19 protein-coding genes are annotated in these 23,873 nt (G+C 41.6%); 14 read left to right on the top strand and 5 right to left on the bottom strand.

Annotated elements, in window-relative coordinates:
- Positions 1-328 precede the first annotated feature (328 nt).
- The 6 genes from MHN81_RS27570 to MHN81_RS27545 all read left to right on the top strand — a co-directional run bounded on the left by MHN81_RS27570 (position 329) and on the right by MHN81_RS27545 (position 7,446).
- Positions 329-490 carry a hypothetical protein gene (locus MHN81_RS27570; protein ID WP_023401180.1) on the top strand — a complete coding sequence of 54 codons (162 nt, stop codon included), beginning with the start codon at positions 329-331 and terminating at the stop codon, positions 488-490.
- 529 nt (positions 491-1,019) lie between these two features.
- Positions 1,020-1,631 carry a transcriptional repressor LexA gene (lexA, locus tag MHN81_RS27565; protein WP_023401179.1) on the top strand — a complete coding sequence of 204 codons (612 nt, stop codon included), beginning with the start codon at positions 1,020-1,022 and terminating at the stop codon, positions 1,629-1,631.
- A gap of 358 nt (positions 1,632-1,989) precedes the next feature.
- Entirely contained in the window at positions 1,990-2,688 is a 699-nt protein-coding gene (locus MHN81_RS27560) for a DUF3313 family protein (protein WP_023401178.1), read from the top strand.
- Positions 2,689-2,704: 16 nt separating this feature from the next.
- On the top strand, positions 2,705-3,778 hold the full coding sequence (locus MHN81_RS27555) for an efflux RND transporter periplasmic adaptor subunit (protein ID WP_239427324.1): 1,074 nt from the start codon (positions 2,705-2,707) through the stop codon (positions 3,776-3,778).
- Positions 3,775-6,834, top strand: coding sequence for an efflux RND transporter permease subunit (locus MHN81_RS27550; protein WP_023401176.1), 3,060 nt, complete (start codon positions 3,775-3,777; stop codon positions 6,832-6,834). Before MHN81_RS27555 ends, MHN81_RS27550 begins: the two co-directional genes overlap by 4 nt.
- A gap of 129 nt (positions 6,835-6,963) precedes the next feature.
- Positions 6,964-7,446, top strand: a complete 483-nt coding sequence (locus tag MHN81_RS27545) for a DUF3016 domain-containing protein (RefSeq protein ID WP_023401175.1) — start codon at positions 6,964-6,966, stop codon at positions 7,444-7,446.
- Between the two features lie 22 nt (positions 7,447-7,468).
- On the opposite strand, the gene MHN81_RS27540 is transcribed toward MHN81_RS27545, so the two are convergent.
- On the bottom strand, positions 7,469-7,762 hold the full coding sequence (locus MHN81_RS27540; protein ID WP_023401174.1) for a hypothetical protein: 294 nt from the start codon (positions 7,760-7,762) through the stop codon (positions 7,469-7,471).
- Positions 7,763-7,834: 72 nt separating this feature from the next.
- Here MHN81_RS27540 and MHN81_RS27535 point away from each other — a divergent pair, with 72 nt between their 5' ends.
- Positions 7,835-8,044, top strand: coding sequence for a hypothetical protein (locus MHN81_RS27535; RefSeq protein ID WP_023401173.1), 210 nt, complete (start codon positions 7,835-7,837; stop codon positions 8,042-8,044).
- A gap of 20 nt (positions 8,045-8,064) precedes the next feature.
- Here the strand turns inward: MHN81_RS27535 and epmB are convergent, their stop codons facing one another.
- Positions 8,065-9,078, bottom strand: a complete 1,014-nt coding sequence (epmB, locus tag MHN81_RS27530) for an EF-P beta-lysylation protein EpmB (protein WP_239427323.1) — start codon at positions 9,076-9,078, stop codon at positions 8,065-8,067.
- Positions 9,079-9,119: 41 nt separating this feature from the next.
- On the opposite strand from epmB, the gene efp reads away from it, so the two are divergent.
- Together efp and epmA are read left to right on the top strand one after the other, a co-directional pair.
- Positions 9,120-9,686, top strand: a complete 567-nt coding sequence (gene efp / locus MHN81_RS27525; RefSeq protein ID WP_023401171.1) for an elongation factor P — start codon at positions 9,120-9,122, stop codon at positions 9,684-9,686.
- 90 nt (positions 9,687-9,776) lie between these two features.
- Positions 9,777-10,751: an elongation factor P--(R)-beta-lysine ligase gene (gene epmA / locus MHN81_RS27520; protein ID WP_023401170.1), complete on the top strand. Its 975-nt coding sequence runs from the start codon at positions 9,777-9,779 to the stop codon at positions 10,749-10,751.
- A 45-nt stretch (positions 10,752-10,796) separates the two neighbouring features.
- Here the strand turns inward: epmA and MHN81_RS27515 are convergent, their stop codons facing one another.
- The 3 genes from MHN81_RS27515 to MHN81_RS27505 form a co-directional block, all read right to left on the bottom strand.
- Positions 10,797-12,002 carry a methyl-accepting chemotaxis protein gene (locus tag MHN81_RS27515; RefSeq protein ID WP_036977054.1) on the bottom strand — a complete coding sequence of 402 codons (1,206 nt, stop codon included), beginning with the start codon at positions 12,000-12,002 and terminating at the stop codon, positions 10,797-10,799.
- 193 nt (positions 12,003-12,195) lie between these two features.
- Positions 12,196-12,903: a glycerophosphodiester phosphodiesterase family protein gene (locus MHN81_RS27510; RefSeq protein ID WP_023401168.1), complete on the bottom strand. Its 708-nt coding sequence runs from the start codon at positions 12,901-12,903 to the stop codon at positions 12,196-12,198.
- Positions 12,903-13,763: a DMT family transporter gene (locus MHN81_RS27505; RefSeq protein ID WP_023401167.1), complete on the bottom strand. Its 861-nt coding sequence runs from the start codon at positions 13,761-13,763 to the stop codon at positions 12,903-12,905. The genes MHN81_RS27510 and MHN81_RS27505 overlap by 1 nt, the downstream gene beginning before the upstream one ends.
- Before the next feature lie 126 nt (positions 13,764-13,889).
- Between MHN81_RS27505 and MHN81_RS27500 the strand changes: the two genes are divergently transcribed.
- The 5 genes from MHN81_RS27500 to MHN81_RS27480 all read left to right on the top strand — a co-directional run.
- Positions 13,890-14,999 (top strand): sensor histidine kinase, encoded by a 1,110-nt coding sequence (locus MHN81_RS27500; protein WP_239427322.1) that lies wholly within the window; start codon positions 13,890-13,892, stop codon positions 14,997-14,999.
- Between the two features lie 9 nt (positions 15,000-15,008).
- On the top strand, positions 15,009-15,608 hold the full coding sequence (locus MHN81_RS27495) for a response regulator transcription factor (RefSeq protein ID WP_023401165.1): 600 nt from the start codon (positions 15,009-15,011) through the stop codon (positions 15,606-15,608).
- Between the two features lie 162 nt (positions 15,609-15,770).
- Positions 15,771-17,867 (top strand): ATP-binding protein, encoded by a 2,097-nt coding sequence (locus MHN81_RS27490; RefSeq protein WP_239427321.1) that lies wholly within the window; start codon positions 15,771-15,773, stop codon positions 17,865-17,867.
- A 186-nt stretch (positions 17,868-18,053) separates the two neighbouring features.
- Positions 18,054-22,751 (top strand): DUF11 domain-containing protein, encoded by a 4,698-nt coding sequence (locus MHN81_RS27485; RefSeq protein ID WP_239427320.1) that lies wholly within the window; start codon positions 18,054-18,056, stop codon positions 22,749-22,751.
- A gap of 176 nt (positions 22,752-22,927) precedes the next feature.
- Positions 22,928-23,873 (top strand): SdrD B-like domain-containing protein (locus tag MHN81_RS27480; protein ID WP_239427319.1); only part of this gene is annotated, 946 nt, incomplete at its 3' end.

The raw sequence follows: 23,873 nt of genomic DNA, 5'->3' as shown, positions 1-23,873 counted from the left end.
ATCCATGTATTCGATACTAGCTAGGTGTTAGAAGTAATAGCCTTAACAACTGTTAAAACAGCTCATTTCACCTTGCGCAAACTGAACGCACTCGCTTCGCTCGCTGTCATTGGTGCTTTGTTCGATGTTAATTTGGATGATGAAAAGTGGGTTTTAGAAATAGCGTTTTTTATCCAAAATTTTAGTTCTTTTATTAATAAATATTTTTTAATTTCTTTTTGATATATTGAAATTAACGCAATTATAAAAATTAAAAATAATATTATTCATTATGTTGAAAGTGATAATAAATGCTGTTAGGTTGGTTGTAGTTAATAAGGAGATAAAAATGTTATTAAAATTAAAGAAGAAAAACATCAAAGTGATTAGCCATGATAAAGCCAACGTCCCTGCGGAGATGACACCACAAGTTGCTGGCGGTTTATTTAAAACTTGGGAATGTACAGGTACAAGAACTTGCCCAGGAACATATACTACTACGGCTTGCTAACAAACTGAATAGAGCTACGTAAAGTAGCTCTATTTCCTGTTCAATAACTAAAGTATCGAATACCCTCATCAAAATTTTCATTTAAAAATAGTGTTATTACTTCCCTTTTATTCAGCCATGATGGATTTTTAGTTCATTAATAATTAAAAGTTTCTGGATAGAAGAAACTACTTCTGTTGAACCAACCTCGTTAATTCAAAGCTAAAGGCCTTAACCTTTTTAATAAAGAAAATAATATGAATAAAGCCGGACAAAGAACGAGACTTAAGTGAACCAGATACATTGCCTTTTATAAGTTGAGTTGGGGCTGAAGGCCTTCGGCGAAGTGTTGTTTAGAAAGCTCAAGAAGGAGAACTATTTGCCGCTTTGATTTATTAAATGGGCCATGAACCTACCACCGTTGCGACTCTATTTAACACTCATCACTTTGCTGTTTTTATAATTTGTCTAAGTATTCAACGATTAGCATTGCGATTTAATTTTAACTGTATATACTCACAGTAAATGCACTGTATGGAAAACCAGTTATATGCGACCATTGACTAAACGACAAGAACAAGTTTTTGAACTCATCAAAGTTTTTATCAAAGACACAGGTATGCCGCCAACGCGAGCGGAAATAGCGGAGTCTCTCGGTTTTCGCAGTGCAAATGCGGCAGAAGAGCATTTGAAAGCACTTGCCAAAAAAGGCGTTATAGAAATGGTACCAGGCGCCAGCAGAGGAATTCGCTTAGCTGAAGCTGATGAGCCGGAGCAATTAGGCTTACCTCTGGTTGGGCGTGTAGCCGCTGGCGAGCCTATTTTAGCGCAGGAGCATATCGAAAATCACTGCAAAGTTGACCCAGGCATGTTTCAACCTTCAGCCGATTATTTGCTCCGTGTTAACGGTATGAGTATGAAAAATATCGGTATCATGGACGGCGATTTGTTAGCGGTTCATCGCACTCAAGTCGCAAACAACGGTCAGGTGGTAGTCGCCCGTGTTGAAGAGGATGTGACTGTGAAGCGTTTTGAAAAAGTAGGGAAAAAAGTATTCTTACATGCAGAAAACGAGGACTTTTCGCCAATCGAAGTCGATCTTGAGCAGGAAGTGTTTAATATCGAAGGTTTAGCGGTAGGGGTTATCCGTGGCAATCTGTAAATAGCTTTTCATTTCGATAGCTCTTTGACGTTACTTTTTCATGGCTGGAGACGTGTCCTCCAGCTCGATTCTTTCAATTTTTCTCATCTTAATTTACTGCTGATCTTTTTAGCTCTAACTTCATATCATATACTTAATTACGATTTTATAACTTAGCTACCAAACTAGTTCGTATACGCGAGTGATTGAAGATAATTTTGCACTTATTTAGTTATTCGCGGTCAGAGCTATTCGTCTTAGTTTGTGGTGCCTAAAACTATAATTGTTTTTGTAAGTTACATTTGATTTCAAATGAGATCAAAGTATCTCTTTTGATTGTGCTACAACCACTGGAAATGAATTGATTATGGAGCGACTTATGACTTGGTTTCGTATTGTACTAATTTTTACATTTACATGTCTTGTTTCCGCATGTGCATCTACTTCACAAAATACGCGTTCAGGCTTTTTACCGAGCTATGATTCTTTGGCCCCTTCCGAAGAATATGAAGATACAGAACTTTATGTAAACAGTACGTTTGATCAAACAGCGCTCAGTCAGGTTGAAGTATTGTATATTCCTCAGTTTGAAGTATGGATAAATGTTCAAGATTCCGAGTTTTTGAATATAAACCCGCTACATGTTGCTAAGTTAAGCCACTATATGCAATCGCAAATGGTAAAAAAACTAGCTCCCCATTTTCAGGTGGTGACAGAAAAGCCGCTTAATCTGAATGAGCGAGTGTTGATGATAGAAGGGGCATTTACAGATGTTCAGTTTGAACCTGTTGCATTGCAAGTGAGAGACTTTGTCCCGATTCGCTTAGTCTATAATGCAGGAAAGACGGCCTACCTTGCTGCAACTGAGCAAACTGAGGCATTGACACATGTGTCTTTGGAGTCTGCTTTTTATCTTGGTAATAACCCTCAACCCGTAGTGATGATGACAGCACACAAAGAGCTAGATACCGTTTTAAAAGCAGATGGCACAGAGAATGTAGCAGCGGTTAAAGAAGTGCTAGATGTGTGGATAAATAACTTTGTTACGGCGATGACAAAACATCGCGATGTTAAATAGAATTAAAGGAGCTTTCATGAAGACAATAAAAAGCAAGCAGCTATGTGCAATGGCGTCAATTTGTCTTGCATTAATCGGTTGTTCAGACCAGCAGCCAGAGCAGCAGCAATCTGAACAACTTCGTCCCGTAAGGACAATGCTGCTTTCTTCTCAGGTAGACGGTCCTTTAGTTGAGTTTCCCGCAGTTGTAGATGCAGCTTCATCCGCAGATCTATCTTTTAAAGTATCAGGTGAAGTTACCGAGTTATTGGTAAAGCAAGGTGAAGAAATCCAATTAGGCGATGTAATTGCAAAGCTGGATACAACAGATTATCAGCTTTCACTAGATGACGCTCAAGCTAACTATAATAAAGCGCAGGCGGATTTCAGTCGAGCGAAACAGTTGATCAAGTCCGGCACAATTTCGCAATCGGACTATGATCAGCTGCAATCTCATTTTACAAGTGCAAAAAGCAAACTAGCAAACGCAAAAAATAACTTGTCTTATACGAATTTGAAAGCGTCATTTTCTGGGGTGGTTGCTAGAACTTATATAGAGCGCTTTGAAGAAGTACAGGCTAAGCAGGTTGTTGCGACGTTACAGGATATAAAACATGTCACACTTAAGGTTAACGTGCCTGAAAGTTTGATGATAAAAGTATCTAAAGACGCACCAAAACATATCATAGCCGAGTTTTCTGGAATACCAGATAAGACTTTCCCGCTGGATTTTGTTGAAGTAAGCACTCAAGCCGATGAAGTCACTAAAGCATATGAAGTTACCTTGAGCATGACTCGCCCTGAAAACTATAACATTTTACCAGGAATGACAGCCAAAGTTTTAGCTAAAGGTGCAGATGTCAACAAGAGTGGATTATACCTGCCAATAAATACTGTACTCAAAGACGCATCTGGAAATTATGTATGGACAGTTGAGCCTGCTGGTGCTGGCAAAGGTGAGATTAAAAAGAAATCTATTGTGATTGGTGATGTTTCAACATTAGGGTTTCCAGTGCTCAGTGGTGTGGCAGAAGGTGAGTACATTGTTACAGCGGGCATGAGTAAAGTAAGTGAAGGTCAACTTGTAAAGTTTAACAAGGAGGCACAGTGAATATAACCAGACTTGCTTTAGAAAATAACCGTACTACCTGGGTATTGATCGCTGCGCTATTGTTTTTTGGCATTGTGTCATTCAATAAAATGCCAAAAGACTATGATCCCGGTTTTATTATTAGAACAGCGCAAGTTATTACTTACTTTCCTGGTGCGAGCCCACAGCGTGTAGAGGAACTAGTTACAGATCAAATCGAAAAGGTAGTTCAGCAAATTCCTGAACTGGATTTTGTCAGCAGTACCTCGAAAACAGGGGTGTCCATTGTTAGCGTCAATATTAAAGAAAGCTACAAGAATATGCGGCCTATCTGGGACAACCTGCGACGTAAAATACAAAGTATTGAGCAAGATCTTCCCAGTGATGCACAAACGCCTATCGTCAACGATGAGTTTGGTGATGTCTTTGGCATTGTGATCGGCCTGACAGCTGAAGGGTATAGTTATCGTGAGATGGAGGATGTTGCTGAGCAGGTCAGAGACACATTACTTCGCTTACCGGAAGCTGCAAAGGTTGAGATATACGGTAACCAAGAGCAACGGGTCTTTATTGAATTTGAAAATGCGAGGCTAGGAGCCTTAGGTATTTCGCCCAGTCAACTTAAAGATCAATTAGCGTCACGAAATATCGTCAACCCCGGTGGCTCTATTTATATTAATGATGAAACATTGGCACTAGAGCCAAGTGGCAACTTTGAATCAGTCGAAGATATAGCCAATACGATAATCAATGTACCTGGTAGCGAGCAGGTTTTGCTGCTTTCAGACATTGCAGTCGTATATCGTGACTACGTAGATCCTGCAAAATCGAAAGTACGTGTTGGCCAAGAAGATGGCTTAACATTGGCGATTTCAATGCGCCATGGCGGCAACAATATTGCGTTGGGTGAGCAAGTATTAGAGACTCTGAACTATTTGGAAAGTGTCTACCCTATAGGTGTTGAATTTAAACTGCTGTCGTTTTTACCAAAAGAGGTTGAGCAGAAGGTCAGTGACTTTGTCTCTAACTTACTACAAGCGGTGCTTGTCGTTACCTTAGTGATGTTATTCACATTAGGACTGCGCACCGGTTTAATTGTGGCAAGCCTCATCCCTATGAGCATGGTATTTGGCATTTTAGTGATGTCGTTTTTCCATATCAGTATTGACCAAATTTCTCTAGCAGCCTTGATTATTGCACTTGGTATGTTGGTTGATAATGGCATTGTAATGTCTGAAAATATTATGGTTCAAATGGAGCGAGGAAAGGCTGCAATTGATGCGGCAGTTGATTCCGCGGATGAATTAAAAGTACCATTACTCGTGTCATCGCTAACCACTGGGGCCGCATTTTTACCTATTTTCTTGGCTGAGTCCTCAACTGGTGAATATACCGCTTCTCTGTTTAAGGTCGTAACGATTACATTACTATGTTCTTGGTTATTGGCTATGACCATGATCCCAATGTTGTGTGTATACTTTACACGCGTTAAATCCCAATCAGCCGACTATAATTCAGGTATCTATTTAAGCTATAAAAATCTTTTAACAACCATGATCCGTCATCGCTGGGTCACTTTATTAGCTTGTATTGCCGCGTTTTTTATTGCACTCCAAGGAATGCAATTTATTCCTAAGCTATTTTTCCCACCCTCTGATCGTGACTATTTTAAAGTCGAATTGGAGCTACCGATTGGCACACGACTACAAACAACGGAAGCCTTGGTAAAAGACATGGAAAGCTATATACAGCAAGAGCTACTTGTATCAAGTGAGCGCCCAGAAGGCGTTACACAGTGGGTGAGTTATGTCGGCAGTGGTGGGCCGAGATTTTTATTAACTCACAATCCAGAGCCTACCAGTGCTAACTATGCACTGATGATAGTCAGTACCACGTCATATAAGCTGATTGATTCATTAATGGTTGATATTGAGCGGTACGCATTAAGCCGTCATCCTGACCTATTAATAAAGCAGCGCAAAATTGAAAATGGAGCGCCGATCGCTAACCCGGTAGAAGTCAGACTTTCAGGAGATGACAAAGATAAACTGATGGCCATTGTCGATCAATTGAAAGCGAAAATGGCTGCAACACCTGGGCTGAAGGCGGTAAGTGACGACTGGGGTTTGCCGAGCAAAAAAGTACAGATCAAGATAAACCAAACTCGCGCACGTCGGGTTGGAGTGTCGAGTAAAGATATCGCAAGTTCATTACAGACTGGCTTTAGTGGTCTGGAATTAACGCAATATCGTGAAGGTAACGAGTTAATTCCTGTGACGCTTCGCTCTGTTGCAGCGGATAGAGATGATATTGGTAAGTTAGAAGCCATGATGGTTTACTCTCAAGCAACAGGCGCTTCAGTGCCGTTGAAGCAGGTTGCAGACATCGAAGTGGTTTGGGAGAGTGCCCAGATTTTGCGTCGTGATAGATTGAAAACAGTTGCGGTTGGCGCGCAACTAGATGGGATCACAGCGAATGAAGGTTTCGCTGCAATCGTCCCTTGGCTTGAGGAGCAAAAGCAAAATTGGCCATTTGGCTATTCGTATGAGTTAGGTGGTGAAGCTGAGTCATCAGGAAAAGCGAACCAGTCTATAGCGGATAAGATGCCGATTGCAGTCTTTATAATTGTCATCTTATTAATTGGTCAATTTAACTCTATTCGTAAATCAATTATTGTATTAACGACTATTCCGCTGGGATTTATTGGGGTGATCTTAGGTCTACTAGTAGGGCAGTCATTTTTTGGTTTCATGACCTTGCTTGGCATTATTTCGCTTGCGGGTATTGTGATAAACAACGCGATTGTATTGTTAGAGCGGATTAAAATAGAGTTGGAAAACACCCCGGAAAACCCAGTTGAAGGCATTATTTCAGCGGCACAGCAGCGTATGCGTCCCATTCTGCTAACGACGGCAACAACAGTGTTTGGTTTAATTCCATTGTATTTAGGCGGTGGTGAGATGTGGGAGCCTATGGCGCTTGGCATTATGGGTGGGTTGTTGTTTTCCACGCTACTTACACTGGGCATAGTCCCCGTACTTTATGCGTTGTTTTATCGTATCAAAGTACAACACTAGCAAAGTCGTGGCGTTCACAACGATAAATCGTGAACGCCAGTAAAAGCCTGTTAATGAGTGTAACCCTTAAGTTTTTGTTCAGTGTGGTGAGCAGAAAATGAACATACAGGCTAACCAGAGGAGTAAATGATGAAACTTATCAACTATGCAATTGTGGCAATGCTGATCCCCATGATGGCCAATGCTGGTGAAGTGAAAGTGGCATGGCTAGATTTTAAAGAGTACAGAGATGTGTTTCCTGCAAAAGAAACTCGTGGTGGATATCACAAGCGCATCGCCAAGCAATTTGACTCGCATTTAAATAAACTGGCGGCAGATATGCCTGATGGATATACCTTATCTGTAAAGTTTGAAGATATTGACTTGGCTGGAGATGTCAGATTTAACATGAATGATATTCGTATTATCAAGCCAATTTATTTTCCCCGCTTGAAAATTACATACAGCGTAACAGATAACGCAGGCAAAGTGCTTGTTGAAGCAAAATCGAAAGTACTAAAAGATATGAACTTTATGGATAGGATAAAATTTGGTAGAGATTCTGAGTTTTATTACGATAAGCGGTTGCTGAGTGACTGGTATAAAGATGATGTCGAGCCAATTGTTAAATAAAAAGAGCGCTTAGGCGCTCTTTTTATTTAAATGTGGCGAGTAACTGAAGTAGCTGCTGTAATTTAAACACGGTTTTCTTTAGGTGTGCTTCATCGAGCTGTTCTGATTTACTCAATTTATCTACATCAGCAGCGACATCAAGTACATAAGGTTTAAAACGCTTGGCTTCGAATTCAAACCCTGCATCTTTGCTAAAAAGTGATGAGAATTTGCCATGCCCTTGTTGCTGTAATTCATCTAATTTTTTATCTGCATCAAGTGACTGACGATAAACAACTTTTAAGTTTTCGTTGAGCTTTTCGATGATTGCTTGCATGTTTTTCCTAAAGTCCTGAGTAAATCGGTCGATATTTTACTTGGATCCATCAAACTTGTCAGGTGAATACCTATGAATATTTCCGGAAGTAACCTTCCTGCTATGTCTGGCGCTGGTCCAGGTGGTGAAGTATACAGTGCTTCTCTGGCGAAAAAGCAACAGCAAGCAGATGGACGAGCTGCCCTCGCTTTAATTGAATCTGCTGGTAGTTCTGCCGCTGCGCAAACTCCAGCAAAGTCTGTTACAGCATCTTTGGGCAACAACATCAACGTATATGCATAGTATACGTTGATGTTTGCATTTTAACTTAAATGCAAATCAATCGGCGTCTTACTTTGTTTGCCGCCGATTTCTCTTACTAATTTGGGTACCAAGAAACCGGGTAATGTCTCCAGCATTTCGGCGACTAGTTTGGTTGCATCTGACTCGCTCATATCAAAATGGCTAGCACCCTCAACCTTATCCAGTAGGTGTAAGTAATAAGGCAATATATCACTGTCAAATAAGGCTTCGCTCAACTCTGACAAAGTGTGGGCGCTATCATTGATCCCCTTTAGCAGGACAGATTGATTTAGCAGCGTCACGCCAGCTTGCTTAAGTTTGCGCATTGCTGTTTTAAATTCATCATCAATTTCATTAGAGTGATTAATGTGGTTGACCAGAACTGCTTTGAGTCGGCTATTTGCCAATCGGTCGCAAAGCTTATCGGTTATCCTTGCAGGAAGGACGACAGGCAGACGACTATGGATCCTGATGCGCTTGAGCTGTGGCAAGGCTTCTAACTCGTCTAACAGCCAGCAGAGCATGTCATCTTTGGCCATCAAGGGATCTCCACCGCTTAAAATTACCTCGTTAATTTCTGGGTGTGTAACTAGATACTCAAAAACCGATTTTAAAGCGCGTTTATTAACTTGATTGTCCTGATATGGGAAATGTCGTCTGAAGCAATAACGGCAATTTACGGCGCAGCCTGTTTTGAGCATCAAAAGAACGCGAGAACGGTATTTATGCAATAGGCCGGGAACAGGGGCATCTTGCTCCTCTAATGGATCTTTATTGAACCCGCTGGCGGCAATAAACTCTTGATGTAAGGGCATCACTTGTAATAGCAGAGGGTCGTAAGGATCACCGTAGCGCATTTTTGCGATAAATGGTCTGGGTACACGAAGCGGAAAAAGTCGCTTTGCAGCAAGATCTTTGGCACTGAAATGTGACTCCAAACCCAACATTTTGAGTAGTGTATCTGGGCAAGTAACGACATTAGCCAATTCTTTTTGCCAGTTAGTATGCAAATTTACTTCATTTATTTGTATCATTAGCAGGTTTATTACTCGAAATACGATGATTAGAGGATACGATGGCGAATTATAGCACCAACGAGTTCAAGGGCGGCCTAAAAATTATGATTGATGGCGAGCCTTGTACGATCCTAGAAAACGAAATGGTTAAACCAGGTAAAGGCCAAGCTTTCAACCGAGTTAAGATCCGTAAGTTGATCTCAGGAAAAGTATTAGAAAAAACGTTTAAATCTGGCGACTCAGTTGAAGGCGCAGATGTAATGGAAACAGATCTAGCTTATCTTTACACTGATGGCGAATTCTGGCACTTCATGAACAACGACACATTTGAGCAAATCGCAGCTGACGAAAAAGCAGTGGGTGACAATGTTAAATGGTTGGTTGAAAACGATGTATGTACAATTACACTGTGGAATGGCAACCCGATAGCGGTAACACCGCCTAATTTTGTTGAACTTGAGATCACAGATACAGATCCGGGACTAAAAGGTGACACAGCGGGTACAGGCGGTAAGCCTGCAACTTTAACAACAGGCGCTGTTGTTCGCGTTCCACTATTTGTTCAAATTGGTGAAGTGATCAAAGTTGATACGCGCACAGGTGAATACGTGAGCCGCGTTAAGTAATTATTTACTTGAACACTTTGACGTTAGAAAATCTCGGCCTTGGTCGAGATTTTTTTATGACCTAATGTAATTCATATTTTGGGGTAGACAATGAATGATGTGAAATGGGCACCGAGTGCGGACATTGAGACACTGAAACAGCGTGCTGCAATATTGGCAAGTATTCGCATGTTTTTTGCGGAGCGTGGGGTTTTTGAAGTTGAAACACCATGTTTGAGTCAAGCGTCAGTCACTGATGTGCATTTAGCGACATTCGCCACGCAATTTGTTGGGCCCAGTTATGCAAAAGGGCTCCCTTTATACTTACAGACTTCACCTGAGTTTGCTATGAAGCGGCTGCTTGCTGCAGGCAGTGGTGCGATTTATCAAATTGGAAAAGCATTTCGTAACGAAGAGTCGGGTCGTCACCATAACCCTGAATTCACAATGTTAGAGTGGTATCGCCCGGGGTTCGATGAGTATTTGTTGATGGATGAAATAGATGCGCTTATGCAGTGTATTTTATCTTGTGGCAAAGCTACGAGGATCAGCTACCAAGCGGCGTTTGAAAAATATCTATCTATAGATCCTTTGACCATTGAATTGGATGCCTTGAAGGCTGTATGTGAACAATATGGATATACAGAGATAGCTGCTCAAGAGACGAGTGTCGATCCTTTGCTTCAATTGCTATTTTGTATGGAGATAGAACCCCAAATTGGACAAAACGTACCGTGTTTTGTGTATCATTTTCCCGCTTCTCAGGCGGCTCTTGCCAAATTAAACGAGCAAGATCCTCGTGTAGCTGGGCGTTTTGAACTTTATTTTAAAGGGATGGAGCTCGCTAATGGCTTTAACGAACTGACCAATGCAACAGAGCAAAGCCAACGGTTTGATGAAGACAACCTGCAACGTCAGCAAATGGCACTACCTAAAGTTGAAAAAGATAATCGCTTTTTAATGGCTCTAGAGCAAGGGCTGCCCAACTGTGCAGGCGTGGCATTGGGCATTGATCGGTTAGTGATGTTGGCAACGGGAAAAGCTTCTATCAAAGATGTGATTGCATTTGATATTGAACGTGCCTAACTGTCTTCGCAGCTAGAAAAAAGCCCAGTTTTAACTGGGCTTTTTTTAAACGAAACGTTGCAACTCTTTTTGGGTTGTAGTCGTCAGCTGATGAGCATGCTGACAATCTGCGAGCGCAGTATCAAGCTGATCTTTTGCCGACTGACCTAACTCGACAATTTGTTGCACCGCTTGATGAGTATGGTTTTGCGTATCTTCAAGTTGATGTACAGCACTGACTATTTCTTCCAATTGTGACTGGTTACGTTCAAAATCAGCACTCATATCAGCAAATCCTTGAGAAGTTTCGCTGATGGCTTTCTCTGCGCCACTTGAGTGTGTGATCAGCTGCTCAGATTCCTGATGGGTTTCACTGACAAGGTGATCCATTTGATTGATAAAATCGCTGATCTGTCTCGTGGCATCGTTTACTTTGACAGACAAGTTGCGCACTTCATCAGCTACTACGGCAAATCCTCGTCCTGCTTCCCCAGCTCGTGCCGCTTCTATTGCGGCGTTGAGAGCAAGCAGGTTCGTTTGATCTGAAAACTCTTCGACCATTTTGAGGATATTGCGGATATTGTCGCTATTTTCTTTTAGGCCGGCAACGGTTGTCGAAAAGTTACCAAGTAGAGTGGTTATCTGCTGTACTTCACTGACAAGCGTTAGTAGTGATTGAGACGAGCCTCTCACAAAATGCAGGCTTTCAGTATTGGCCTGATAAACTTGGTCCGTATTGCTAACGATACTTTGTAAGCTGTGAGTGACTTTATCACTGGCAGCGATGATGGTATCACCTTGAGTAATTTGTTGTTCGCCAACCGACACCGTATTGGTCATGGAATAGGTCACTTGTTGATTGCTGAGTGTTGCCGCTTCAGCACTCTTATAAGTGTTGCCTAATAATTCGCCCAAATGAGCTGTAAATGTGTTGTACTGTGCGCTGAGGTCTCTAAACTCGTCGTATGTAAACTGTGGTAATTGTGCGCTCAGATCGCCATCTTGACGATTTATTTGTTCTAACCTGTCGCGCATTGCTTGAACAGGGCGAACGATTAAAAAGCGCATATAAAAAAAAGTAAATATAAACGCCACTACTGAGGTAAATGCAAGAAACCAAAAGCCGGCCGATGCGCTGTTTGTCTCGCTAAGGTATGAATATAGCCACCCCAATGTGAGTAACTGAAATACAAACAAGAACCCTAGGTTACCAAAAATTTTTCTGGTCAGGGTATAAAATAAAGACTCTTCAATTAAATTATATATTCGCATGTACAAACTCGTCATAGGCTGTCACTCGCCAGTTGTGTAAATACTGACTCAATTAACAAGCTATGCCAGATATTCACAGTCAGTGTTATTAAAATATACCACTTAACAGAATTATTTAAACTTGTAGAAGCTGGATCCCCAAGTAAATGCTATTTTAGGTTTGTGGCGCAGTTAGCATCACAACCACAACACACTATTTATTTAGCCACTGGTTGACGACCATTTTTGCATAACAAGGGTAGTTACTGAAGATACCATCGACACCCATATCTAAGACCAGTTCAATGTCCTGTTGTTTATCTACAGTATAGCTATAAACATACAGTCCTCGTTGTTTGGCATCCTTTACAAACTCATGATTAATAAAGTTTTTATCAATGTGAATACTATAGGCGTGAAGACGTTCTGCAAATTCAGCATAGTGCAGCGGGATAGAAGCGGTGAGCGCACCAATTTTTACCCAAGGCATTTTCTGTTTTAGCCACACAAGCTGGTGGTGATCAAATGACGAAAGTATAAGCTGTGAACGTGAAATGGTGCCTGCTTGTACATTTTTTTCAATATATTGCACAAACTTATCTAGGCTGTATGTGTGTTTTAGCTCAAGGTTTAAGGTTGCCTTGTTGCCGACCAAATCGAATACATCCTGAAGGGTTGGGATCCCCTCTCCGTTACCTGCATCGAGTTTATTTAATGCTTCTCTAGTAGCATCTCTCACCATACCTTTTCCACTTGTAGTACGATCTAACCAAGTATCGTGAATGATGGCATAATCATCACGACAACTCTGTACATCAAGCTCAATGCCATTTACATCCACTTCCAAAGCTGCGCTAATTGCACTTAGCGAGTTTTCAGGATGCATACCGCTGGCTCCACGGTGTGCAAAGACTTGGATCATCATTTTTTCCTTGTTATTGACCAAGTTTCAAAACAGGCAGCACTAACAACTAACACGCCGCCAATAAGTGTTGTCATACTTGTTGTCTCAGATAACAGCATATAAGCCAATACGGTGCCATACAAGGGTTGTAAACAGGAAATTAAGCCTACCGTGGTCGCGCTTAAATGACGCAAGCTACTGGCAAAAAATGAATGAGGTATCGCTGTAAATACCATGCCAGCTAAGAGCAAGTAGTAAATATCTTGTAATGGTAAGGTGCTAGGTGGGTTGTCAACAAATATGGACAAAATAACCGCTGCGGTTAAAGTCTGATAGAGCATGGTGTGCGAGCCACCATATTGAGAGAAGTATTTTTTTTGTAATAGGTTGCGCGTAGCAAAAAAGGCACCAGATAAAACACCCGTTAAAATTCCCAAGGTGACTTGATCGCCTAAATCCGTATTTGGCATCATGAGATATATACCAAAAATCACGACCACGGCATTAAATAAATCAGTAAATTTAATACGTGTTTTACTAAAAAGTGGTTCCAACAATACGGTGATAACAGGATAAGTAAAAAATGCGATGATACCTGTGGCTATCCCAGCCATTTGCATCGCGGAAAAATAAGTAACCCAGTGAATACCAACAATGACCCCTAGTCCCACAGCAATGAAGTAATCTTTTAATTGGTTGAGTCTCAATTGCTTACTTTGCACTTTAAGAATGACAATCAAGGTAATAAAAGCGATTGCTGTGCGATAGACAGTAATGTCTAATGCTGGCAATGCAATTAGCTTGGAGAAAAGCGCTGTGCCTCCAAATAGGAAAACAGCGAGGTGTAAATTAATTAACGCTGATTGATGTTGCTGCATAGTTTTTGTAGCGCCTTTATTGATTGTCATTTTTTAGCAGAACAAAGTGACACTTGTCACTGATAGATTGTGCATAAGCATGTTAAATTAAAACTATCAATCTATATACCTTAATAAGCGGCTGTAATGAGATTTAGGTTTGGTAAATCGACCCATACAATGCAATTGGCTAGGCATGGTAGGCATTTGTTTGCTAATTATGGGCATTTGTTTTTTTCAGTATTTTACTTTTTTCCATTGTTTAGGAGCTTTGATTCATATACGCAAACCGAAGTTAGTATACAAGTCCTAGCTTATTTAGGTTTTGTATACTTGTACCACAAAGCATTGAATTGCCCTGCGAAAGACGTACTTCGTTTAATTGCCTGGATGGCGATAATCTGTATTTTTGTCACAACGCTAACACCAGGAACAAGCACATTATTTGGCTACATAGGTTACTTTTTAGGATTTTGTTTTATAGGTCCAGCCCGCTGGTTAATGCTGTTGATCCAGATGATAATGATTGCAGTAATCACAGTATTATTAATTGACCCTCATAGCTGGCCCTATTTTATTGGCCCGGCGGTTGTTATTTCACTAGGGTTGTTTAGCTTTGGGGTAGTGGAATATAAAGATCGTATACATAGCAACGAAACTCGCAAAAATAAAGAGCAGATCCAGCAACTGGCAAAAATTGCTGAACGTGAACGTATTGCGCGTGACTTACATGATTTACTTGGGCATTCATTAAGCTCTATCTCACTTAAATCAGAATTGGCTGGAAAATTTATGGCCGCGGGCATGTTAGATAAAGCAGAGAATGAAACAAAAGAAGTGGCGATGCTTGCTCGCACTGCATTATCTGAGGTGCGTGAGGCTGTGTCTGGCATGAAACAGCTGGGATTGACAGCCCAACTGGAAGTGATGGCGTCTCGTTTACAAGACAAAGGCGTTGAGGTTCATAAAGTTGTTGAATGTGGCCCTGTTACTGCTGAAAAAGAAAGTTGTCTTTGCTTTGTGGCAAAAGAAGCGATCACCAATGTAATGAAACATAGTAGTGCCAAGCATATGCATATCACTTTGCGAGAGGAGCACAATTGTCACACTCTCACTTTTCAAGATGATGGCGAAGTGGGTGATGTTGTGTGGGGTAATGGCTTGCTCGGTATCAAATCGAGAGTAGAAGAGCTTGGTGGTAGCATGAAGTGGTCCACAAAGCATGGCTGCAAGCTGGTGGCGCAGCTCCCCATATAAGGATACGAAATGAAAATTTTAGTTGTAGAAGATCAAGCGTTGGTGCGAAACGCAATTTCAGCGTTGTTGAGTTTGGAGGCTAATCTAGAGGTGGTTGGCCAAGCAGAAGATGGCCAGCAAGCACTTGAGTATTTAGCCAATCACGAGCCCGATATTGTGCTGAGTGACATTGAAATGCCAAATGTGACTGGGCTTGAATTGGCGCAGATTATTCAGGAGAAATACCCAAGAGTTAAAGTGGTTATCATGACCACTTTTTCCCGCGCCGGATATATTAGACGGGCCATGGCTGCAGATGTAAAAGGATTTATTCTCAAAGAGGCTCCCAGTGATTATTTGGTTAACGCGCTGAAGAAAATATCAGTAGGGCAAAAAGTCATAGACCCAGAACTAGCAATGAATGCACTGGATGACAGTGATCCGCTATCCGATAAAGAGCGCAAGGCCTTGAGGTTAGCCAGTGAAGGAATGAAAACTCGGCAAATCGCTGAATCTCTATTTTTAAGCGAGGGCACTGTCAGAAACTATTTATCAGATGCAATCGCCAAATTGAATGCGACAAACCGTGTTGATGCAGCGCGTATTGCAAGACAAAAGGGTTGGCTGTAAATCAATTCAACCCTTAAAAATGATAGTTTACTCTTTATTAGTGGTTTTTATTAGTAATATAATACTAGTAATTAATTAAAATAATGTAACTAATCATCCATGGGCGATCCGAAACTACTATTACAAATTTTAGCGCTGACAACCTGTGTTTGTGCGGTGTTTATGATGGTTAACTGGCTGATCCACAAACACATCGCAGGCACACGCCTATGGTTTGGGTTTGTATTTTGTGCCGCAATTGCATGTATGTTTCAAGCGTCGTTGTCGCTGTCGCCTATTTGGTCAGTTATGGTTCCCAACACCTTGATACTTATTGGGTTATATATGCTGACTCGAGGTGTGGAACGGTTTTTTTCGGTGCAAACACATCAATTTCCATGGTATGTATTAGCAGGTATATTCTTCCCCAGTTTCATCTATTTCACCTTTATTGAGCCGAGCTTCTTAATACGTGTCGTCGTCAACTATATGGTATGGTTATTAGCGATGGTGCTATGCCTGAGAGCGCTATTTTTAGGTCAAAATAAGCGCATCTCTTCTTTTTCTCCTGCTCATTGGACATTTGCGATTGCCTGCTTTTGTCTACTAATTGTTTTTACATTGCGACTGAGTATGCTTGGCAGTTATGAGCATAGCGATACGCTGGGAACCAACAACTGGGTTAATCAGTTTTTTTCTCTATCGGTGATCGTCATGCCACTGATTTTGTGTTTTTCACTGTGTTTACTGTGCAGTTGTCGCAAAGAGCAGCAACTGGCAGAGCTCACTCAAAATGCTAAGCGTGAATCACAGAAAAAAGAGCGTTTTTTAACTCTTTTGAGCCATGAATTGAGAACACCACTCAATGCCATTGTTGGCCATGCAGAGTTAATTAAAAAGGCGCCCAGAGAGCCGTTGAAATACCAACAGTATTGTGATGTCATTATTTCTACGGCCATGTCACTGGCTGATTTAGCAAATCAAGTGCTGTTAAATGCACGTGGCAAGTCGTCAACGCTGGTACCTGTAAACTTATCTCAATTTGCAGATTTGCTCATCGCGCAGTTCAAGCCGCTGTTACAAGAAAAAGGGGTTGAGCTACGCACTCAATTGATCGGTATAGCCAGCGATAAAGAGTATTTGGTTGATCAAGACAGTATTGGCTTGGTGGTTAAAAACTTATTGTCCAATGCGATTAAATACACTCAAAGCGGCATCATCACTTTGTCTATTACGCAGCAAAGCGTAACGCACCAAGGTGAAATAGTTCGGTTTGAAGTTAAGGACACCGGCGCAGGCATGACCGCAGAGCAAATAGAGCAGTTATTTAAACCTTTTACTTCTTCTGATCCAGCTCGTTCTATTGCTCACAGTGCGGGGGTTGGATTGGTGCTATGCCAGCAAATACTCGAAGTATTAAAAACCAAATTACATGTTGTCAGCGAAGTAGGGCACGGTAGTTCATTTTACTTTGATATAGAACTATCAGAATCCATCATCACAAATCGGCAAAAGCAGACAAATACCTATCAGCCACAAGCTGTTTCTCAGTTGTGTGGAGATATTTTAATTGTCGAAGACAATCAGTTGAACCAGGAAATTCTGAAACATCTATTGTCCTCATTGGGGTTAAACTATGAAATTGCTGCTACTTTATCTGCCGCAGAAGCTGCGCTTAATCGCGCTCAATTTGATGTGATATTTCTGGACATGCATTTAACAGACGGCCATGGATTAGACTGGTATCGGCGTGTTTTTAAAAGTTTTGATTTTAAGCAGGCGCCTATTGTGGTCGCTATCACGGGAGATGTTGATGAGCAGTCTCAGCAAGCTTATCGTATTGCCGGAATTGAGCATTTTATGGCAAAGCCTATCCAGCAGAAGTTGCTAGAAAAGCTGCTTGCTCAATTACTGATGCCAGCGAGACACTTTCTGGCGGAAAAAAGCATGCTGGATTATTCAGTCATTGATGAGCTTGTCAGCACCATGAGTCCGCAGGTATTAAATGCCAAGCTCATGTATTTAAGTGACAGGTTAGATTATGAGTTTGCTCAGCTACGCGGATTAGCCGATATACAGGCATTTGAAGCGTTGGAAGAAAAATTGATTCAATTGGAAGAAGAAGCCGGTGCGCTGGGTATGTGTGTTCTTCACATCGCGCTTCAAGATGTTCGTCTATCGATGTTTGATTCTTTAAATGCCGATTGGCAAGCACTGCATAGTTTGGCGAAGCACAGTGCGCGCTGCTTATCTGATTATCATTCAAAAGTACTGCAATAATTTATTTTGTTAGTTTTAAAGGGTTTGTTTTACCTTTTATAGGTTCAGTTCCTGTTTACAAATGTTGTTATTTGAGGGAAATTACACTGGATTACAGTAACCAGATTCAATAAAATTCTCATCCGTTTTTATTAGTATTGTTTTAGGAACGGGTTGTTTGTTGCTTTATTGTTCGGGTTATTGAAATTGAAGAAGCTTTTATTTTCGTTATTCTCATTATTTATTCTGTTGTACACGAGTGTTGCGTTTGCAGTCGACCTACAAATTTCCACATTTGAAGATTTAGATACAACAGTCCCGAGAGGGGGAAATGTAAGATATAACCTCGAGTTTACCAACTCTGAAGAAGATACTGCCAACAACGTTTCTGTTGAATTCTTTTTACCGCAAACCACAAGTTTTGTGTCTAGCTCCAAGCCGTGTACTCAGTCTAGTTATCAAGAAGGCGGTACCTCCAAAACCAAGTTAACATGCCCCATTGGCCAATTATCAGGGCGAGTGAGTGACTCATTACAGGTTACGATCAAAACATCGGCTCAGACTGGCGATACAATAGAGCCGAGTGTACGTATTAGTGCAGACAATGAGTCGAGCAACAAATTGCTGAACAATACTGAGACTCAAAATACTTCAATTATTGCGGGTGTAGATTTAGCCATTACCTCATTAGCAGCTAATCCTACTTCAGTAAATTTAGATACTGTTTTTACTTATCAAATCAGTGTAAAAAATAATGGACCTGATGCGGCGGCAAACGCAGTCGTAAAACTTAATCTACCCAGCTTCACATCGTGGGAAAACGCCAGCACTGTAGATTTCGATGGCTGGCGCTGCGTTGGCAGTCAAACGCTAACTTGTACAATTGCTACTTTTAATTCTGGAGCATCATCAACGCTGAATATTCAAGCTCGTGTGAGCCAGGTAAGCAGTGGGACAGTTACGGCCAGTAGCAGTATCAGTAGTGATACTGCGGAAATAGATGCATCAAATGATCAAGCATCTGTTAATACGACTATAAATCCAAATGCTGATTTAGGTGTTGCGATAAAGCAGTATAAAGCCGATGGAACACCTTCATGGTATGGACCTCTAAATATACAAATCAATGAACGTCATTACTATGATGTAACGGTGACACATTTGGGGCCAAGCTCAGTGACGCCAGCTTATATGAGTACGACGTTAGCCAGTGGTATGAGTAATATCACAGTGCAATCACCTTCTGGTTGGTCATGTAATATCAATTCGCTCGTAGTCGCTTGCCAATCGACAAATACTATGGTGAAAAATGACAGCGCTGTAATCAGAATATATGCAAATGCGCCAACATCGGAGGCGACATTTTCAACCTCAGCGCAGGTGAGTTCCGATTTATTAGATTTAAACTCTACTAATAACCAGGCCAGTGCCAGCGTTAAAACCAGTATTGCACAAACCTCATTTGTCTCGGTCAACAAAACAGCACTAAATGGCAGTACTTATTATGTTGACGATGAAATAGAGTTCAAAATCACAGTTACAAATACATCAGAGGCGACAACAATTGAGTCTTTGATAGATACATTGCCGGATTCGCTGAGCTATGTGAGTTACAGTTCTAGCCATTTTAATTGTGCTTTGAACGCAGGTAATACGCAAAGAGTTGATTGTACGCCTATCTCAAGCAATTTCGCTAAATCGCAAACATGGCAAGTCAATGTTAAAGCAAAGGCAAAAGTAGTTAGTCAAAGCGCTGTCAATTGGGCGAGTGTTGCGCATGGTGGGCGAGAGTCAACCAGTGATAGTGCCAGCATTGCAATTTTGGATGTTGCTCCTGATCTTAGCATCACCAAGTCTTCTGATCTGAATTGGGATTCAAATATTAACTATATGAATAAAGAGTTTTACTACTTTATCAAAATAGTGAATTCGGGAGGGGGAGCTGCAAAGGACATCAAGGTGGTGGATAATTTTGCCAATACATCAGGCTACACTCCTCTTTCCACTGCAACACGTAAATATAGTAATGGCTCTTGGCAGACTGTTGCTGATTGGTGTGAGATCACAAACACAATGGTGACTTGTACTGGCTCAGAAGTTGGTGCAAATGAAACCATTGAGATATTAATAAGGGCGCGTTCGCCTATATATACGGGCACAGAGAGCAACTATCGACCTAAAAACACCGCAACTATGACGGTAGGCGGGGTTGATTACACTGCCAATTATGAAGGGTGGGGTTTACATCCAAGGAACCCGGTGCTGCTCAATATTACAAAAACAAAATCAGCATCAACGACAGCCAGTACAAGTTTAGTTGAACAAGCTGGTGACATTATTAATCGTATTGTTGTTTCAAATACGGGCAATGGAGCAACGCTTGGCAAGGTTACCGTGGTTGATGCTTTGCCAAGTGGAGAAACGTTTATCGCGAATGGGAGCTATGGCACAAACTGGTCTTGTAGTGCCGCTGAGCAATTAGCGGATGGCAGCGGTGGCAAGGTGACTTGTTTATATCAAAATGCAGATGCAAGCCGCATAGCCTTGTCTGGGACTGCACCAAAATTGACTATCACAACTCGAGCTACCTCTGTGGGGGATTTAAAAAATACTGCGACTGTTACCGATATCGGTGGAGCACCTGGGGAGGCCTCTGCATCTGCGACCATTAAAAGTGCATTGAGTGCTGATTTAAGCATTCAAAAAGTGGCGAATGCGAGCAGTATCACGACTTCTCAAAATGAGATTGGCTATCAGATCACTGCCACTAATTTGTCGGGTTCTGACATTGTTGGCTTAGATGCGGACTCACTAACGATTGTTGATACTTTCAGTGCGACATTTAAATCACGCGAAGGGAATAAAGAAACGGGGATCACATTCCCATCATCTGTAAATAGTGCGCTCGGTGCACGTTTTTCATGTACTAGAGTTGATACCGGTGAGTACGAAAATACACAAACTGCGATCACTTGTCGGTTAGATACAGGTCAAACATTTGCCCTCAACGATAGTGTCACTATTCCTCTGACAGTGGCTCGGCCTTTTGTAACAACGAATGGCCAAGTTATCAACTCAGTACAAGTGTCATCAAATACACATATCGATCCAAATACGGCGAATAACTCGGCAAGTGCGACAACATCTGTACAATCATTATTTGATTTGGCCGTGACGAATGTTGTGTATGCCAAGCCAACGGTTTTAAGCGGTGATATCGCCCTACAAACGATCCATATTGCCAATATAGGTGCTGTTGCAGCAACTAATGTAGTGCTAGAGCATACTTTTAATGTACCAACAGGCAAAGAATATCAATATGTAAGTAATAGTTTTTCTCGGGCTGGGCAAAGTAATATTTGTTCTTACACCGAGGTGACTAAGACTCTGCGCTGCAGTATTGGATCGCTAGACAGTAATGAAGTACAAAGTGTTACCATTCAAATTCGTCCAAAAAGTGCATCTGATCGCCAAGATTGGATATTAGAAAGTACAAGCAAATTATCTGCCTCAAATATATCACTGGATAGTGACGCTGCCAATAATAGCTTCAACAAGGCTTTAACCGTACAAATACGCGAAGCCAACCTGAAAATTGAAAACAATGATATTAGTGATCCGTTAGCTTGGTATCCTACACCGGGCTCATTTCCAGCAACGCTGGACAATGTGGTGGTTTATAAAGTTGATCTGGAATATTTGACGGATAATAACGGTGAAACTTCGGTGGCCAGTGGTGTCGGCTACAACTTTACTATTTCGCCAGCTAATAGCTCAAAGCAGTTGCAGTTTTTGTGTGACAGCAGCTCTAATGCAACTTGTAGTGCGGTGACTGCACGTTGTGGCAATCAAAATCTGACTTTTAACAACGAAACGACCTTTAACTGTTTAGGTCCAGAAAATAGCAGTTCATCTTTAGCAGAAAATGAGTTACTTGAGAATACAGGCGGCCAGTCAGCAATTTATACCCGCTATATGTTCTTTAAGATTTTATCACGTCCGTCAACAACTGGCGAAGTCGCAACGACCAGTGCCTCTATTTTTTCGAATGAAAAAGATCTCATCACGGCAAATAATGACGAAAGTGAAAAAACTTCTATTCGTATTGCCGTAGACTTGGCGTTGACCAAAACAGCGTCTTTGAATAAAGTCGCTTTGGGTAGTCAGTTTGATTATCAATTTACGCTCACCAATGCGGGTCCTGGTGACAGCGCTGACAATGTACTTTACGATTATCTTCCAAGTTATTTGAGCGTGGCAGGAAATGCGATTACCTCATCAGGTAGTTGTACAAATACTCGAGCAAACTCTCCAAGTACAGGTGCGCTTACTGATTTTATTCGTTGTAATATTCCGCTTATTCAAATGAATGAAACAGTACAAATCCGTATTCCAGTTACACTTACTGCGGTGCCTAGCAATAATCTTGTGGTCAATGAAGCCTGGGTAGAAACACAAGGCTTTGATACAAATAAGCTAAACAACAAAGCAACGTCTTCAACTGAAGTTATTCAAGGTTTGATATCGGGGTATGTATTTGTTGATGCAGTGAATAATGGGCTTTTTGACAGTAATGTCGATTCATCACTATCTGGCATAGAGATATTGTTGGACGGTGTGACTGCTGGTGGACAAACTATTGTTCAACAGCGTGTATCAACTGATGCAAATGGTCAATTTGTATTTTACGATTTAGTTTCTGGCACCTATAAACTGACGCAGCCGACTCAAGCGGCTTTAAATAGCTACAGAGATGGTAAAGAGGCGAAATCAGGTAGTGTGCTTGCAAATAGTCAAGGTACAGACGCAATAACCAATATTGTACTTGCATCTGGTTCGGCCTCCCAAGGGCACTCATTTGCAGAGCTTTTGATAGGTGATAAGTCTGTTTCAGGTACTGTGTAATCACGGGCACGGATAAGTTTGGTCAAACAGTAAATACCACAACAACGACTAACGCCAAAGGTGAATTCAGCTTTACTGGCCTGATTGAATCAAATGCAGATGGCTATACCATCACACAAACACCAAGTGCCACTTACCAAACCGGCAATCGCTATATTGGCACAGATGCAGGCGTAGTGAGTAATATCGCCAAAGTGGTGGTGGGCACAGATCCAACGCCTGCGATCCGCTTTACCGAAAAGCCAAAGGCCGGTGAGAAGTCGATTGCGGGCACTGTATTCTTCGATGTCGATCAGGACGGTGTAGTCGATTCAAATGATGCGCTATTAAAAGACATCACAGTCACAATCACAGGTACTGATAAATATGGTCAAATAGTAAATACCACCACCACGACCAACGCCAAGGGTGAGTTCAGCTGTACTGGATTGATTGAATCCAATGCAGATGGCTACACCATCACGCAAACACCAAGCTCGATTTACCAAACGGGCAATCGCTATATTGGCAGCGACTCAGGTATCGAGAGCAATGTGGCTAAAGTTGTCGTCGGCACAGATCCAACCCCTGCGATCCGCTTTACTGAAAAGCCAAAGGCCGGTGATAAATCAGTTTCAGGTAAGGTGTTCTTCGATGTAGATCAGGACGGCTTAGTTGATTCAAATGATGCGCTGTTCAAAGACATCACAGTCACAATCACAGGTACCGATAAATTTGGTCAGACAGTAAATACCACAACAACGACTAATGCCAACGGTGAGTTCAGCTTTACTGGCCTGATTGAATCAAATGCAGATGGTTACACCATCACGCAAACACCGAGTGCCACATACCAAACTGGTAATCGTTATATCGGCACTGATACGGGCGTAGTGAGCAATATCGCCAAAGTGGTGGTGGGTACAGATCCAACGCCAGCGATCCGCTTTACCGAAAAGCCAAAAACCGGTGAGAAGTCGATTGCTGGTAAGGTGTTTTTTGACGTAAACCAAGATGGCGTAGTTGATTCAAATGATGCGCTGTTAAAAGACATCACGGTCACAATCACAGGCACGGATAAGTTTGGTCAGGCAATAAATCAGAGTGTAACAACCAATGCTAATGGTGAGTTCAGCTTTACTG

It is taken from the genome of Pseudoalteromonas sp. Of7M-16 (assembly GCF_022347805.1).
GTDB classification, from domain to species: Bacteria; Pseudomonadota; Gammaproteobacteria; order Enterobacterales; family Alteromonadaceae; genus Pseudoalteromonas; species Pseudoalteromonas luteoviolacea_F.
This window is presented reverse-complemented; position numbering and strand designations above follow the sequence as displayed.

Excerpts from the sequence above, each read along its gene's own strand:
- MHN81_RS27500 (WP_239427322.1), top strand. The coding sequence starts at position 13,890 with ATGAGATTTAGGTTTGGTAAATCGACCCATACAATGCAATTGGCTAGG.
- MHN81_RS27505 (WP_023401167.1), bottom strand. The coding sequence starts at position 13,763 with ATGCAGCAACATCAATCAGCGTTAATTAATTTACACCTCGCTGTTTTC.
- MHN81_RS27555 (WP_239427324.1), top strand. The coding sequence starts at position 2,705 with ATGAAGACAATAAAAAGCAAGCAGCTATGTGCAATGGCGTCAATTTGT.
- MHN81_RS27560 (WP_023401178.1), top strand. The coding sequence starts at position 1,990 with ATGACTTGGTTTCGTATTGTACTAATTTTTACATTTACATGTCTTGTT.
- MHN81_RS27495 (WP_023401165.1), top strand. The coding sequence starts at position 15,009 with ATGAAAATTTTAGTTGTAGAAGATCAAGCGTTGGTGCGAAACGCAATT.
- MHN81_RS27510 (WP_023401168.1), bottom strand. The coding sequence starts at position 12,903 with ATGATCCAAGTCTTTGCACACCGTGGAGCCAGCGGTATGCATCCTGAA.
- efp (WP_023401171.1), top strand. The coding sequence starts at position 9,120 with ATGGCGAATTATAGCACCAACGAGTTCAAGGGCGGCCTAAAAATTATG.
- MHN81_RS27515 (WP_036977054.1), bottom strand. The coding sequence starts at position 12,002 with ATGCGAATATATAATTTAATTGAAGAGTCTTTATTTTATACCCTGACC.
- epmB (WP_239427323.1), bottom strand. The coding sequence starts at position 9,078 with ATGATACAAATAAATGAAGTAAATTTGCATACTAACTGGCAAAAAGAA.
- MHN81_RS27545 (WP_023401175.1), top strand. The coding sequence starts at position 6,964 with ATGAAACTTATCAACTATGCAATTGTGGCAATGCTGATCCCCATGATG.
- epmA (WP_023401170.1), top strand. The coding sequence starts at position 9,777 with ATGAATGATGTGAAATGGGCACCGAGTGCGGACATTGAGACACTGAAA.
- MHN81_RS27570 (WP_023401180.1), top strand. The coding sequence starts at position 329 with ATGTTATTAAAATTAAAGAAGAAAAACATCAAAGTGATTAGCCATGAT.
- MHN81_RS27490 (WP_239427321.1), top strand. The coding sequence starts at position 15,771 with ATGATGGTTAACTGGCTGATCCACAAACACATCGCAGGCACACGCCTA.
- MHN81_RS27535 (WP_023401173.1), top strand. The coding sequence starts at position 7,835 with ATGAATATTTCCGGAAGTAACCTTCCTGCTATGTCTGGCGCTGGTCCA.
- lexA (WP_023401179.1), top strand. The coding sequence starts at position 1,020 with ATGCGACCATTGACTAAACGACAAGAACAAGTTTTTGAACTCATCAAA.
- MHN81_RS27540 (WP_023401174.1), bottom strand. The coding sequence starts at position 7,762 with ATGCAAGCAATCATCGAAAAGCTCAACGAAAACTTAAAAGTTGTTTAT.